The organism is Dolichospermum lemmermannii CS-548 (assembly GCF_028330815.1).
Classification (GTDB): domain Bacteria; phylum Cyanobacteriota; class Cyanobacteriia; order Cyanobacteriales; family Nostocaceae; genus Dolichospermum; species Dolichospermum lemmermannii.
Genome location: NZ_JAQMTJ010000236.1, coordinates 1 through 14,276, shown reverse-complemented (window position 1 = coordinate 14,276; position 14,276 = coordinate 1). Strand labels below are relative to the sequence as shown.

17 protein-coding genes are annotated in these 14,276 nt (G+C 37.0%); 11 read left to right on the top strand and 6 right to left on the bottom strand.

Features of this window, described 5'->3' with window-relative positions:
• Nucleotides 1-11 precede the first annotated feature (11 nt).
• Nucleotides 12-266 (bottom strand): DUF6761 family protein, encoded by a 255-nt coding sequence (locus PN450_RS16015; RefSeq protein ID WP_015083328.1) that lies wholly within the window; start codon nt 264-266, stop codon nt 12-14.
• A 943-nt stretch (nt 267-1,209) separates the two neighbouring features.
• Between PN450_RS16015 and PN450_RS16010 the strand changes: the two genes are divergently transcribed.
• Nucleotides 1,210-1,980: a response regulator transcription factor gene (locus tag PN450_RS16010; protein ID WP_271822866.1), complete on the top strand. Its 771-nt coding sequence runs from the start codon at nt 1,210-1,212 to the stop codon at nt 1,978-1,980.
• 27 nt (nt 1,981-2,007) lie between these two features.
• On the opposite strand, the gene PN450_RS16005 is transcribed toward PN450_RS16010, so the two are convergent.
• A complete protein-coding gene (locus tag PN450_RS16005; RefSeq protein WP_213719886.1) occupies nt 2,008-2,751 on the bottom strand; it encodes an ABC transporter ATP-binding protein in 744 nt (247 codons plus the stop codon).
• 116 nt (nt 2,752-2,867) lie between these two features.
• A complete protein-coding gene (locus PN450_RS16000) occupies nt 2,868-3,539 on the bottom strand; it encodes a 2OG-Fe dioxygenase family protein (RefSeq protein WP_213797918.1) in 672 nt (223 codons plus the stop codon).
• Nucleotides 3,540-3,854: 315 nt separating this feature from the next.
• On the opposite strand from PN450_RS16000, the gene sfsA reads away from it, so the two are divergent.
• From sfsA to PN450_RS15975, 5 genes are all read left to right on the top strand, one after another.
• The gene (gene sfsA / locus PN450_RS15995) at nt 3,855-4,622 is read left to right on the top strand and encodes a DNA/RNA nuclease SfsA (RefSeq protein ID WP_213713832.1); all 768 of its coding nucleotides are present in this window, start codon (nt 3,855-3,857) and stop codon (nt 4,620-4,622) included.
• Nucleotides 4,623-4,686: 64 nt separating this feature from the next.
• A complete protein-coding gene (gene hpnA, locus PN450_RS15990; RefSeq protein ID WP_271836907.1) occupies nt 4,687-5,670 on the top strand; it encodes a hopanoid-associated sugar epimerase in 984 nt (327 codons plus the stop codon).
• Nucleotides 5,671-5,786: 116 nt separating this feature from the next.
• Nucleotides 5,787-6,803, top strand: coding sequence for an adenosyl-hopene transferase HpnH (gene hpnH, locus PN450_RS15985; RefSeq protein ID WP_271836906.1), 1,017 nt, complete (start codon nt 5,787-5,789; stop codon nt 6,801-6,803).
• Between the two features lie 172 nt (nt 6,804-6,975).
• On the top strand, nt 6,976-8,211 hold the full coding sequence (locus tag PN450_RS15980) for a CPBP family intramembrane glutamic endopeptidase (RefSeq protein WP_148763812.1): 1,236 nt from the start codon (nt 6,976-6,978) through the stop codon (nt 8,209-8,211).
• Nucleotides 8,212-8,285: 74 nt separating this feature from the next.
• Nucleotides 8,286-8,732 carry a DUF29 domain-containing protein gene (locus tag PN450_RS15975; RefSeq protein ID WP_271836905.1) on the top strand — a complete coding sequence of 149 codons (447 nt, stop codon included), beginning with the start codon at nt 8,286-8,288 and terminating at the stop codon, nt 8,730-8,732.
• A 161-nt stretch (nt 8,733-8,893) separates the two neighbouring features.
• On the opposite strand, the gene PN450_RS15970 is transcribed toward PN450_RS15975, so the two are convergent.
• Together PN450_RS15970 and PN450_RS15965 are read right to left on the bottom strand one after the other, a co-directional pair.
• Entirely contained in the window at nt 8,894-10,042 is a 1,149-nt protein-coding gene (locus PN450_RS15970; RefSeq protein ID WP_271836904.1) for a homospermidine biosynthesis protein, read from the bottom strand.
• 75 nt (nt 10,043-10,117) lie between these two features.
• Nucleotides 10,118-10,240: a hypothetical protein gene (locus tag PN450_RS15965; protein ID WP_257720878.1), complete on the bottom strand. Its 123-nt coding sequence runs from the start codon at nt 10,238-10,240 to the stop codon at nt 10,118-10,120.
• 19 nt (nt 10,241-10,259) lie between these two features.
• On the opposite strand from PN450_RS15965, the gene PN450_RS15960 reads away from it, so the two are divergent.
• The 5 genes from PN450_RS15960 (at nt 10,260) to cobO (ending at nt 13,080) form a co-directional block, all read left to right on the top strand.
• Nucleotides 10,260-10,619 carry a DUF433 domain-containing protein gene (locus PN450_RS15960; protein WP_271836903.1) on the top strand — a complete coding sequence of 120 codons (360 nt, stop codon included), beginning with the start codon at nt 10,260-10,262 and terminating at the stop codon, nt 10,617-10,619.
• Between the two features lie 154 nt (nt 10,620-10,773).
• Complete coding sequence (locus tag PN450_RS15955) at nt 10,774-11,487, top strand: DUF6602 domain-containing protein (RefSeq protein WP_271836902.1); 714 nt, start codon at nt 10,774-10,776, stop codon at nt 11,485-11,487.
• Between the two features lie 95 nt (nt 11,488-11,582).
• Nucleotides 11,583-11,876, top strand: coding sequence for a DUF433 domain-containing protein (locus PN450_RS15950; RefSeq protein ID WP_148763820.1), 294 nt, complete (start codon nt 11,583-11,585; stop codon nt 11,874-11,876).
• Nucleotides 11,873-12,235 carry a DUF5615 family PIN-like protein gene (locus tag PN450_RS15945; RefSeq protein WP_148763822.1) on the top strand — a complete coding sequence of 121 codons (363 nt, stop codon included), beginning with the start codon at nt 11,873-11,875 and terminating at the stop codon, nt 12,233-12,235. The genes PN450_RS15950 and PN450_RS15945 overlap by 4 nt, the downstream gene beginning before the upstream one ends.
• Nucleotides 12,236-12,393: 158 nt before the next feature.
• On the top strand, nt 12,394-13,080 hold the full coding sequence (gene cobO, locus PN450_RS15940) for a cob(I)yrinic acid a,c-diamide adenosyltransferase (protein ID WP_271836901.1): 687 nt from the start codon (nt 12,394-12,396) through the stop codon (nt 13,078-13,080).
• A gap of 14 nt (nt 13,081-13,094) precedes the next feature.
• On the opposite strand, the gene PN450_RS15935 is transcribed toward cobO, so the two are convergent.
• Entirely contained in the window at nt 13,095-13,814 is a 720-nt protein-coding gene (locus PN450_RS15935) for a hypothetical protein (protein WP_148763826.1), read from the bottom strand.
• Nucleotides 13,815-14,276: the final 462 nt, after the last annotated feature.

Genomic DNA, 14,276 nt, shown 5'->3' with positions numbered 1-14,276 from the left:
AGATAGCACCTTTAGTAGTAGCCATGTTGCTTTTCAGGTTCAGGCTGAACCATTGCGAAGTTAGATACATCATGCAAATAACGGCTGGCTTCCTCTTCTAAGCGATGAATCCAATATGGTTCCATGATGTTACTATGTCGAAGTGCGGCAAGGTATCCATCCAAATACATCCGCATATCATCCATACGATAACCGCGATTCCATAATTCGACGAAGGCGTCGGTAAGTCTTTGGTAGTAGCGGATGGCTTGTGTGTCTTGGAGCATAACTGCTTTATTAATCTCTTTGCAATGAGAATTGTAGATGATGATTCACGCTTAATGAAGTATCACTTCCCTCTTCTGTATTAACTCATCAGTTAATATTTTCACCTTGGGTGAGACCCCCCAGCAGCTAAAAACTTAATTAGATCCTAACGCCAAAAAATTGGAAATATGGTGATTTTGTCAGGTATTTTTACGATTTTTTGTCAAAAATTTGATCTGATAGCTTGGACTTAGCTATCTATTTGTAACCACAAAGGGTAATTGATTTTTATCCAACTTTTTAGACGTTTCTCACCGGGAATACAAATCTAGCTATTAGTGCATAAATTTGTAAAATCAAGTTTGAGAATTTGTTAGCTGTTTCCGGGATAAGTAACAACCTGTCTCTACCTTTGGTTGTAATCAGGTGTGATTTTTGTGCTACTCCCTTTGGTAAATGATTGTTCTATTGAGTTTACCATATCTCTTCAGGAGTAGGACAGATTGCCAAAAATAAACTTTAATGATAGGGGTTAGGAGTTAGGAGTCAAGAATTAGGAGTCAGGAGTCAGGAGTCACCGAGTCAGGAGGAATAAAAAAAGAAGAGAAGAAGAAAGGAAAGACGGAAAGACGGGAGAAAGAAGAATGAATAATGAAGAATGAAGGTAATAGGGTTGTATGGCTGTTGGAAGTAAATTTTGTAGTTGATTCTAGTTCATAACGCTACAAGTGATAGAAAAGTAATTTTATTTACCTATTTCCGTTGTCCAATGGATATAATGTAAACGTAATAAAAATTTAATAAAGCTACTAGCTTGGCTGCAAATAAAGTAAAAAATAAATTTTCTGCAAGGTTTTTTGAGGGAAATATGAAGAATATGTCTATTGAAGTAACAAAAACTACAAAACCTTGACCATGAGATTGTTAATTTGAGATTCATCAACGCTAAGGGGTCTTACCACTGTGGGTTCGGTTTGTATAGAAATTGTTGAGGGGAATCCCCATCTGAGGTCGTTGTTGGGTTGGCACTTGCAACAACTAGAATACCGAGTTCATCAAGCTGCCAGTATTTATCAAGCAAAAGAAGTGTTTATCAGCCATCAACCCACTCTAGTCATTCTAGATGCGGATTTGTCAGATGGTGATGGGGTGGAGTTTTGCCGCTGGTTACATCGTCAACAACAGCCTTTAATTCTCATGTTATCTGCTCGTACTAATGAAGCCGATATTGTAGCAGGATTAAAAGCGGGGGCGGATGATTATTTGAGCAAACCTTTTGGAATGCAAGAATTTTTGGCTAGGGTTGAGGCAATGATCCGCCGTAACCGGACACCTACTGCACCAGCTTATTTAGATTATGGCAGTTTGCAAATTGATTTAGTCCAGCGTCGGGTGCGTTTTCAAGGGGAGTTTATTGATTTAACGCCCCAGGAATTCAGTTTATTGTACGTTTTAGCACAAGCTGGAGGAGTCCCTTTAAGTAGATCGGAATTATTACGTCGTGCTTGGCCTGATGCTATTGACAATCCCCGCACTATTGATACTCATGTTTTATCGTTGCGGAAGAAGGTGGAACTTGATCCCCGTCAACCCAGTTTAATTCAAACTATCCGCAATGTTGGATACCGGTTTAACATGGAAATTTTGAATGTCAACATTCCGCAAACACACACAAAATTACCAAAAGAGAGATTTACTAATCAACTTCCTGTACTAACTACTCAAAGCTCTTAAAATGGGGAACAGGGAACAGATAATGAGTTAAGTCCATTCTGCTAGTGCTTGAGTTTCGGCTTGCTTGAGGCTGGCTGCTAAGTTGTCCCAGTCTGTATCAGCGGCAGGTTGATTGAGAACTATTTGACCTTGCTGAAGATGTAACAGGTGGGTACAAAATGCTTGAGCTAAATCAATTTGGCGATTTACCATTAAAATTGCCGAGGAATGGGGTTGATTTAGGTGAGTGAGTACACTTATTAAATGAGTGGATGTGGGAGTGTCTAAGGCTGATGTAGGCTCATCTAGGAGTAAAATCTGGGGTTCGGTAACTAGGGCGCGAGCGATCGCAATTAACTGTCTTTGTCCAGCAGCAAGTTGCACCTCGGTTCGTCCTAACCATTGTTCAGGAATTTGCAGTTTTTCTTGCCAATAACTGACTTTTTCCTGAATAGTTTGCTTAGGTACACCGCGCAGAATTAAAGGATAAGCTAAGGCTTCCCCAACTGTCATCCCCAGCAGCTTAGATTCTTGTTGGACAAGCATTACCTGTTGACGCAGTTGGATAACGGGAATTTGGCGATATTCCTGATTTTTGAGATAAATTTTCCCGCCGCTGGGTTCGTTTAGGCGGTTAATGAGGCGTAATAAGGAAGTTTTACCAGCACCAGATTCACCAATAATTACCAAGCGATCGCCTGGTGATACATCCAAGGTAATATCCTGTAAAATCGGGTATTGGTGTTGATGTTGTAAACGTTTATAAAAATTAACAGATTCTAGCCTGAGCATAGGGAATAGGTGAAAATTGTCAACTATCAACCATAGAACAAATCAGAGAAAACGCACAATATCCCTGACTTCTTCAAGAACTCAGGGATCTGCATATTCCTATTTCAAAATATTTCTTAAAAGTCAGAAATTAAACTAGGATAATTGATCACAAATACATCCCTGCTTCCCAATTCTGGATTTTGGGGTTTTATGGGAGTGGTAAAATGAAAAAATTGATGTTCATTTACTAAAATTATTTCTCCAGGTTGCAAAACTTTGTTAAAAACTGGCTTTTCCTTTTTAGCAGTGTATAAATGGGTTTCTCCACCTTGAATATTATCTCTTCCTGCGGAAAAAATGCCAATAAAATCGCTACCATCTCGGTGAATACCTTCAGGAGCAGGATTTCCTAAATTAGTTGGTGAACAGGTAGTTCTAATTTGATGAATATCAATTTCTGCTTCTGGATGCAGTTTACAAGCATCACAAAATGCGAAAATTAGGTTCTTAAAAATCTCCAGTTGTATGAGTCTATCATCTAATTCTGCAAATTCCCTTTTGATTCCTCCCAATAAAGGATTATATTCTTTGCTTTGTAGTAGATATCCGTGAGGGAGTTTCACCAATTTATCTCCAGAAACTTTAAATCTGGATAATCTGCGTGAGCGATATTCACCTTTAACATAAGGGTCAATTGGTAAATCCTCAAAAAATGGCTTAAAACCTGCTGTATTAATGGAGTTTACTTTTCTGAGAGTGAACAGAAAAGCATATTCTAATTCCGTATAGAGTGAGACTTTTTGCATAGGATGTTTCTCCTTGCATTGGTAAATACTACCATACTTATCTAAGTGGTAGGTTTGTAATATCTATTATATTCAAGTCGCATAAAAATATCGTAAATTTGACTACAAAAATTACAAAAAAAAAGGAAACTCCAGAAGAGGTTTTGGGCGACTTTACTTTTCGTTACATATTACTGAGAAGCCGCTCCGCGTCTACGGTTTTTTTCTGTTCACCTACTTGTTTAAATTTTCATGAAAATCAAGGTACATTAAGGTGGTGTGCAACTTGTTCTGAGAGGATAAATTGCCAACACTTCATCACAGCTATTTATCAAAATGATTGATTGGTTATATAAATACCCAAAACTATATCCTGGTATTTTACTCAAACGCTACAAGCGGTTTTTTGCTGATATTCAATTACATACTGGAGAGGTGATCACAGCACATTGTCCGAATACAGGTCCAATGACGGGAGTTTCTACCATTGGTAGTGCTGTACAAGTTTCCAAAAGTGATAATCTTCAACGCAAATTAGCTTATACCTTAGAGTTAATCCAGGTCAATGATCATGCAACAACTTGGGTAGGTGTAAACACTGCTTTACCTAATCGGGTGATTAAATTGGCTCTACAGCAGCATTTATTCCCAGAATTAAGTGAATATGACCAGGTTAAGGGTGAAGTAGTTTATGGAAAAGATCGGAAAAGTCGGGTGGATTTTTATTTAACGGGAAGTTCTCAACAGCGCCCAATTTATTTAGAGGTAAAAAATACAACTTGGTCACAGGGGAGTTTAGCGTTATTTCCTGACACCGAAACCACCAGAGGACAAAAGCATTTACGGGAATTAATGGAAGTTTTACCCCAAAGTCGATCAGTAATGCTGTATTTTATTAACCGAGGTGATTGTTTAGAGTTTGCACCTGGGGATAGTAAAGATCCTGTATATGGTCGGTTGCTACGGGAAGCAATTCAACTAGGTTTAGAAGTTCTTCCTTGTCGCTTTGATATATCTCCAGAAGGTATCCGTTATTTGGGTTTAGCAACAATGAAAAGCCAATGCAATGACCTTAAAGAGCCAGTTGACACTGTAATATCTTGATCAGAGTTCTCAATCACGGATATTGAAATGCGGTTAGAAACCTTGAGGAGTAGAGGGTGATTGAATGCGAGCATTTGTAACCGGGGGGACAGGCTTTATTGGTTCTCATATAGTGCGATCGCTGTTAGAGTCAAAATACCAAGTTACCGCTTTAGTTCGTCCTAGTAGTAACCTGGGTAATTTACAGGGTTTGGCTGTAGATATTGTCAAAGGTGATTTAAATAACCCAAATATCTGGAAACAGATGCAGGGTTGTCAATATCTTTTTCATGTCGCAGCCCATTATTCCCTGTGGCAAAAAGACCGAGAATTGCTTTATATTCATAATGTTGAAGGTACAAGCAACATCTTGGCCGCAGCCGAAAAAGCCGGGATTGAACGCACTGTTTATACTAGTTCCGTTGCAGCCATTGGTGTCGGTAAATTTGGTGAAATTGTGGATGAAACCTATCAAAGTCCGGTAGAGAAATTAGTAGGAGATTACAAAAAATCAAAGTTTCTGGCTGAACAAGTGGCAATATCCGCTGCTAATCAGGGTCAAGATATTGTGATCGTTAATCCTAGTAGCCCTATTGGTCCATTAGATATTAAACCCACTCCTACAGGTGATATTATTCTGCGGTTTTTACGGCGAAAAATGCCTGCTTATGTAGATACAGGGTTAAATTTTATAGATGTGCGCGATGTAGCTAAGGGGCATTTATTAGCTTTAGAAAAGGGAAAATCAGGCGATCGCTATATTCTTGGTCATCAAAATCTTCCCCTCAAACAACTCCTAGAGCAACTTTCCCAAATCACCAATTTACCCGCACCGCAAACATCTATACCAGCTTGGATACCCCTAACTGTAGCTTGGATAGACGAAAAAATCCTTGCCCCTCTAGGGAAAACTCCCACAGTTCCCATTGATGGAGTCCGCATGGCACAGCAACCAATGTATTATGATGCTTCTAAGGCTATCCGCGAATTAGGTTTACCTCAGTCCCCTCTGAATGTAGCCCTCAAGGATGCTGTGGATTGGTTTATAGCTCAAGGTTATGTAAATTAGGTGAAAGTGAAAGTTCATTATTTTACCTCTGATTTTGTAGGGGTTTAGCATTGCTAAACCCAAATAATGATTTTTGAATTCAACCTGTGGTGTAATTAAAAGAGGAGAACGATTAAATGGCAATTAATTTACAACAAGCAATAGATATTGGCAAGTATTTAGTTACACAACGGTTATTAGGACGGAAACGCTTTCCCCTGGTCTTGATGTTAGAACCGCTGTTTCGGTGTAATTTAGCTTGTACTGGTTGCGGTAAAATCCAGCATCCTGTAGAAATACTCAAGCAAAATCTTACCCCAGAACAGTGTTTTACGGCAGCGGAAGAATGTGGCGCACCAGTGGTTTCTATTCCCGGTGGAGAACCTTTACTACATCCCCAAATAGGTGAAATTGTTGAGGGTTTAATTAAACGCAAGAAATATATTTACCTGTGTACTAATGGTTTATTACTAGAAAAGAGTCTTGATAAGTTTAAGCCTTCTCCTTATCTAACTTTTAGTGTCCATTTAGATGGAATGCGGGAATGGCATGATAAATGTGTAGACAGAAAAGGCGTTTTTGATACTGCTATCCAAGCGATTCGCGCGGCTAAAGCTAAGGGTTTTCGTGTCGCTACCAACACAACCATTTTTGCGGGTTGCGATATCCAAGAAATGCAGGGATTCTTCGATTTTCTGGAAACATTGGGTACTGACGGGATGATGATTTCTCCTGGTTACAGTTACGAATGGGCGCCAGATCAAGATCATTTTCTGCAAAAAGAACAAACCCGCGCTTTATTTAGAGAAATTCTCTCACCTTACACATCTGGAAAGAAGAATTGGAACTTCAATCACAACCCTCTATTCTTAGATTTTCTCATTGGTGAGAAAGACTATGAATGCACTCCTTGGGGTAGTCCTAGTTACAGTGTTCTCGGTTGGCAAAAACCTTGTTATTTGTTGAATGAAGGTTACTATGCAACCTTTCAGGAGTTGTTGGATAAGACTGATTGGAGTCAATATGGCGGTGCTAGTGGTAATCCTAAATGTGCTGATTGTATGGTACATTGTGGTTATGAACCGACAGCAGCAATGGACGCAATGCAGCCGAAAAATATTGCTCGTTCTCTAACTACTGTGTTTGGGAAGTAATAGTCTGAAAATTGTCTGAATCAGGATGCTCAGGATTTGAGGATTTACAGGATTAAATACAGCATTTTTCGGCATTAATCTTGTAATCCAGTAAGTCCTGATTCTGATGGTAAAAATTTTACAAAGGTAAAGATAACATCAATAAAATTTGAGCAATTAGAGAGAATAATTTATGACAATTAACAAAGAAAAAGCTATCAATGTAATTTTGCTAGGATTTACTATACAATTTGCTCCATTGATTATACTTTCAATATTTTTGGCAATATTTGAGGAATATTTAAAGAGTTTAAGTCCGATTTTGAATCCATTAATATTTTTGTTAATTTTAGGATTTTTTTTAGTAGGATATGGATTTTTTGTTAAAGGTTGTGGGCTTTATATTAAAAGTAAAGGGTATGTGTCTAATTGGGGATGGTTAGGTTTATTAGGTATATTTGGCTTATCAATTTTATTACTTATTCCTGCCAATAAAAATGTCGCCTCTTTAGAGGATGAAAGTTTGCCATATGACCCATTTAAAAAAATTAATATTCCAGAGTTGTTATTAACTTTGTTTATTTCACTACCAGTTTCACTACCAGTTTTATGTATTTTGATAGTAGGGATTTTTAGCTTATTGAATAATTTAAGCCTTTCTACTTTGCTTAAAAATACTGGTATTGGTTCAGTAATAGGTATAATTATTTATGTTGGTTGGTTATTTATTTTATTGACACAATTCCCAACAACGGAGTTTATTTTTAATAAAATTATTGGTTACAAAAATAAATATAATTGGAAAATAATTTCAATTACTGTTCTTATGTGCGCTTTTTCCACAGGATTTGTTTTTTTAAGTTTATATGTATTATCCTTCATTTTACCACATTATGTAGAATATTATATTAATAATAATATTACGAATATTTGGGAACTTATATTCACAGGCTTTTCAGTTATGCTTTTAGCACCTGTAACTGAAGAATTTCTGTTCCGGGGAATAATATTACAAAAATGGGCCATTAAATGGGGGGTAAAAGCAGGAATTTTAACTTCTTCTTTTCTATTTGCAGTTATTCATTTTCGATTTGATATTATTAACTTATCTTTGATGGGTATTATTCTGTCAATTTTGTATTTGAAAACAAGAAACTTACTAGCTCCAATATTTTGCCACTTTTTTTATAATACCTTCTGGATGATATTCACAACTATAAATTATTTTAGTAAATCAGAAATCGAAAGAATTGCATTTATTTCACTACAAGAGTATCAAAATTCGGTTCAACCATTATTAGGTCAACTAGTTTTTCTGATATCTATATCTGCTCCCTTCCTGATTTATTTTGTATATAAGAACTTTCCTAAGAATGATGCAATTATTCCTTATTATGCTAATGAAGCTAAAACCAATGAAATAAATTAACTGTTATACTAGATGTAGGAGTGATGAGAAGCTATATAAATTAGCTCAAATTTATAGAAGGAGATATATAAATTATGACCTCACAACTGTATGAAACAGATTTTTATGCTTGGACTTTAGAACAGGCAAAACTATTAAAGCAAGGACAACTAAATCAACTTGATATTTTAAATTTAATAGAGGAAATTGAATCTTTGGGTAAGCGAGAAAAGCAAGAATTAAGAAACCGACTAGGGATTTTAATTGGACATTTATTAAAGTGGGAGTATCAAAGTAATAAACGTAGTAATAGTTGGAAAGCTACAATTAGAGAACAACGTCGTCGTATTAAAGAACTTCTTGAAGAAAACCCCAGTCTAAAATCCTATCTATCAGAAGCAATGATTTCTGCTTATCAAGATGGTATAGATTTAGCCATTCAGGAAACTAATTTACCTGATACAACTTTTCCTGGTGAAAATCCCTATAGTATTTCTCAAATTCTTGATCCTGATTATTTAGTGAATCAAGAGGAAAAATAAATATTGTTCTGAACTAGAACAAATTGCTCGGATATTTGAGTTAGATATCGAAGTAGTGAAAACTTGCAATCAAACAGCAAAGTAGTAAATAGACATTTGATGAATAAATCTAGGGGCGATTCAGCTTGATTAGCTATCGCCCACAGTATTACAGTAAAACCCTAACCTTTCACAGGTGTACCACAGGGATAAGTAGCCGTTTTTTCCTTACCACTCTCACTCACAGGCTGATCTTTAGCTGCTAGATAATCTTTTTGCAAAGTATCTAATAAAGCCTCACGTCCATCATACAGCCGCTTCAGGGGGCGTGGTGGACATTGATTGAGAGTGTATGCTGTTACCAAAGGCAAAGCAATTGTACTATCAGTATAACAAACAATAGCGCTAGGTAACTCATCGGGGTCAATTTTACCCCAACTCACAGCTTCAGCAGGAGTCGCCCCAGACAAACCACCAGTATCAGGACGGGCATCAGTAAACTGAATAAAGAAATCATGTCCCCGTTCTTCCAATCCTAAAACCTCGTGAAGTTGCGGTTGTGTTTGTAATAAAAAGTTCTTAGGACTACCACCACCAATAATTACCGCTGCACTTGTACCGTCGTTTTCTCGCGCCCCATAGACAATTGCTGCTGTTTCATTGACATCAATGGACGGATCTATGACCAGCTTTGAACCTTCTAAAGCCAAAGCTGCCACATTCATCCCAATGGAACTATCTCCAGGAGAAGAAGTATAAATAGGTACGCCACATTCATAAGCTGTCGCCAATAAACAGGAATTTTTGACACCCAATTGCTTTTCGATTTCCCACACGCACTTACCCAGTAAATGATGAAATTCCGCTGTTCCCATGCGTTTTTGGAAAGGTTCAGCTTGGAGAACTTTACGAATAAAAGCGTCCGTTTCTAGCAGTACATCGTAACCAAAAATAATGTCATAAATTCTGATTGTTCCTTCTTCCCGTAATTTGACATCATCTAAAAAGGGACTACCCGCAAATAGTTCAAAACCCAAACCATAGTGCATATCATGGTAAAGATTCGCACCTGTGCAAATCATCCAGTCAATAAAACCATTGCGAATGAGGGGCGCAAGGGCGGAAACGCCAAAACCGGCTGGTGTCATAGCCCCAGAAAGGCTTACTCCTACGGTGACACCCTCTTGAAACACTTCCTTAGTCAGCAGTTGACAGGCTTCCCGCAACCGGGCTGAGTTGTAAGCGGTAAAATAGGTATCAATCAAGTCAACCACGCTAACATTGTTAGACATGGGAATAGGTGCAATTTTCTTACCTGGCTTTTGTGACATTTTTGGGAAATCCTGAATAGTAAATATGCCGAATACAATGTTATCGTATTCAAATGTACGGAAGTTGCTAAAATGTTATGCAGCTATATAAATTAGCGGCAATGCTGAAGATAATACTTCGGAAGTCATCCAATTTTCTATTTCTATTTGAGCAAATCCAAAGGTATATCTCAACCAATATTTGCTATTATTAAACATAACTAACTTGTTATTAATTATGGCACAAGCGTTAGTGAGTCTCTCTGAAGGAATCGCATCCGAACCTGCACCATTGGAATTTACCACTGATGGTGTGATTAGGATAGGCAAAACTCGTGTAACACTCGATACGGTAATTGCTGTTTTTAAACAAGGAACAACAGCAGAGGAAATTGCTTACCGTTATCCATCCCTTAAACTTGCTGATATCTATGCTAGCATTGCCTTCTACCTCAATCATCAACAAGAAGTGGAAGTGTATCTACAGCAAAGACAGCAACAAGCACAGGAAATTCGCAGGATGAATGAGGCAAGATTTGACCCCCAAGGGTTGCGTGATAGGTTGCTGGCGCGGAAAGCAGAACGGGAAGTATGTTGAAACTGCTTGCTGACGAAAATTTTGATATACTAAAAACGGATGATTAATAGACTTTTCTCTATGCAAAAACTTTTATATATCAATATTCTTAGCACTTTTAGAAATAATCCTGCAAACCATTTTTGGTATAATACTATAAAAAAGTTTGTGTATAATGAACCCAATTATTGAAAATCGTTTGCAGTCCATACAATCCTGGTTGATGGCCCTTCATCAAGGCGGAAATATAGGAGAATTTCCTAACGAGGTAAAAGGTGCTGAACGCGAATATTTTATTAGTGAATATTTGTCCAAGCTTTTACCCACATGGTATAGATTTGGCTCAGGTGCTATTACAGATGGAGAAGGAAATACAAGTGGACAGCTTGATATTGTAATTGAAGTACCATTTAGTCTGAGTTTTCCACTGATTGGCTACCAACAGCGACTCTATCTACCTAACTCCGTAGCAGTCGTTATTGAAGTAAAATCAGATTTATCTAGTAAATGGAGTGAAGTTCTAGCAAATGCAAATAAGTTAAAAGATATTAAGCGCAGCTTTAAGCAGGGTTATGCTTATACAGTTGAAGATTGTGGTAATAGTGAGCTTTTACCTGCAATAAATGCAGATATTCCAGTTTATGTAGTTGCTTACAAAGGACCCAAAAATATTGATACACTTATTAACAACCTGGATTCAAGCGTTAACGAGTGTGGTATTGCAGGTGTACTCATAATTGAATCTGGTTTCTACGTCACTAAAAAATTTACAGCTGAGGGTACTTCAGGACTATATGCTTTTGTAGCTGATTTGTCAGTCTATTTGAGTTCTATCGTTGGTATAGCATCTTCAAGCCTCTATAACCACGCTGATATAAAATTCAGATGATTAGATAAGCTGATTTTTAAGTATTTTGAATGATTAAAGCTATCGCTATTTTTGGTTTACAATAAGATTATCCTAGAGGATTAATTCAGAAACCGATGCCAACCCTCACAGATATTTCCACTTTGATTGTTAGCACACCAGATACTTGTGGTGGTCGTCCGCGCATTGCTGACACTCGCATTACTGTTCAGTATATTGTCAATGAGATTAAATCTGGTATGACCCCAGAAGAAATTATCGAAGATAAGCCTTATTTAACAATTGCAGGTATTTACACTGCGTTGGCTTATTATTATGCTAATAAGGAATTACTAGATATTGAATTTGCTCGGTATCAAGAAGAATGTCAGCGACTCGAAGCAGAATATAAAACAGGACATCTCTCGTGAATCGTATTTGCTTCTATTTGGATGAAGACACTATAAAAACCTCACTTATACAAGCATTAAGAAATGCTGATTTGGATGTTGTTACAGTTACCGATGTTAAGAGATTGGGTTATGCCGATGAAGAACAACTAATATGGGCAACAGAACAAAAGCGAGTAATTTATAGTTTCAATATCGGTGACTTTTGCAGATTACATCGTGATTTTATGGCTGAGGATAAAAGTCATACTGGCATAATTTTGGCTTCACAACAGCAATACTCAGTTGGTCAACAACTCCGAGGATTATTGAAACTGGCTGCTGACAAGTCAGCCCAAGACATGGTTAATCAATTGGTATTTCTTAGTGCTTATGTTTAAAAATTACCGAAAAAATAAATTCTGACAATTTTAAATTATTAAGATCGTAGCTAACAGAATTTATGTGATTTCTGGTCTATCATGACTAATAAATTTATCAAAGCAGAAAAATTATACTTCATGCTCTTAGTCTTAACAGTTATTTATCAACAGGATTTATGAACAACGACACTCCAGAAGAATTACATCCAGATTCAGCAGATCAAGAGATTTCCCGGTTAATTGATGAGGTAATATCAACATCCCAAACTGATGAAAAATACCGTCAAAAAATGCAGCGACGGAAAGAAGTCCAAGATCAACGCATAGCTAAAGCCATACCGGAAAAAGGCTTAATTATCGTCAATACTGGTCATGGTAAGGGTAAAACTACTGCGGCTTTGGGAATGGTTTTGCGATCGCTCGGACATGGACATAAAGTAGCCATAGTTCAATTCATTAAAGGCGCATGGGAACCAGCAGAAAAACGCGCTTTTAGTCATTGGGAAAACCAATTGGAATTTCATGCAATGGGTGAAGGCTTTACATGGGAAACCCAAGATCGGGATCGGGATTTGGATAAAGCTGCTGCGGCTTGGGAAAAATCACTAGAATTTATCAACAACCCAGATTTTAAATTAGTCCTCTTAGATGAAATTAATATTGCTCTGAAACTGGGTTATTTACAGGTTGAAGAAGTATTAGCAGGTTTAGCCCAAAAACCAGCAGACAAGCACGTAATTCTCACGGGAAGAGGCGCACCGCCGGCATTAATTGAAAGGGCTGATTTAGTCACCGAAATGACATTAATTAAACATCCTTTTAAGGATCAAGGTGTGAAAGCTCAAGCGGGAATTGAGTATTAAAAAAGAGGTATAGGTTACTTATACATACCGTTAGCTTCCTGTTTACACATATTCAATATTTCTCTATCATTAGCACTCAAAGAGCTTATTTGATCATAGTCTTGCAAACTTATTGAGTGAGCATAACTTGTTGATTCATCATCACTAATTTTAGGGATTGTACTTGCTGTAGAAACTTCTATCGCACCAACTTCCCCAGGGGAACTTTTCACTGTCATTGCTAATTCTCCTGACTTAGCCAAAGTTCCTTGAAAACAACTAAATTCAGATTGAGGAACATACAAAGCACCAATAATTTTACTTTGCTGTTTTTGAAAGAGGATGTAACCTTGTCCTAATTGATTTGGTGTAGATGATTGTCCATAAAGATAAGTTCCATCTTGTTCTGGAAATTGGACTTGTCCTTTTTTTCCTAATTCTCTCGTATTTGTAGATAATGCTGTGATATTTTCTGTCAATTTATCAGTAGAGATTTGATTAGAAATATTAACTGGTGATTTTTGAATGCTTTCCTCTTTTATTTCTTGGAGTCGTGATAAAAGAGAAGAATCGGAGTTAATCTGACTTTGATTAATAGGGACTACATAATTAGTAGCTAAGGCTGTTGATGACAGGAGTTTGTAATGTTGTTGACTAGAATAACTAATACCTAAAACACCAGCCGAAACAATCAGTCCAACGATGGGAAATTTAAATTGGCTAGAAGTCATTAATTTGGAAATATGATTAAGCATCGGATTTTTCCTGTAATAAAGTTAACTATTGTTGTTTCCTGGATTCCTGCAATAATAACTAAATACTAATTACCTAAGATTCCCTCAAAAGTTTTATCTATATATTTAATTTAAAATTAAGCAAAAACTCGCTAGTTATATAATTTTGGGGAATAATCTGAGATTATAATTATTTAGTAACTTTATACTTTACTTCAGAAAATCATCCAGTTGGGGGATGGAAAATTGAGATTGGCGATTTTTATACTTTGTCATTGTCATTGTGTACTTTTGGGAAATATCTAGGGCTTGCTGAATAAACCGAAAACCTAGATAGATTAATAGTTTCCCGGTTAAAAAAGTGAATTAGGTGCAAGGAATAAGGATTGAAACCATTAAAAACCTATCACTTTCTGAAATTTGAGACTATTCTTCTCTCCTTCTAATTCTTCCTCCTGACTCCTGACTCCTGACTCCTGACTC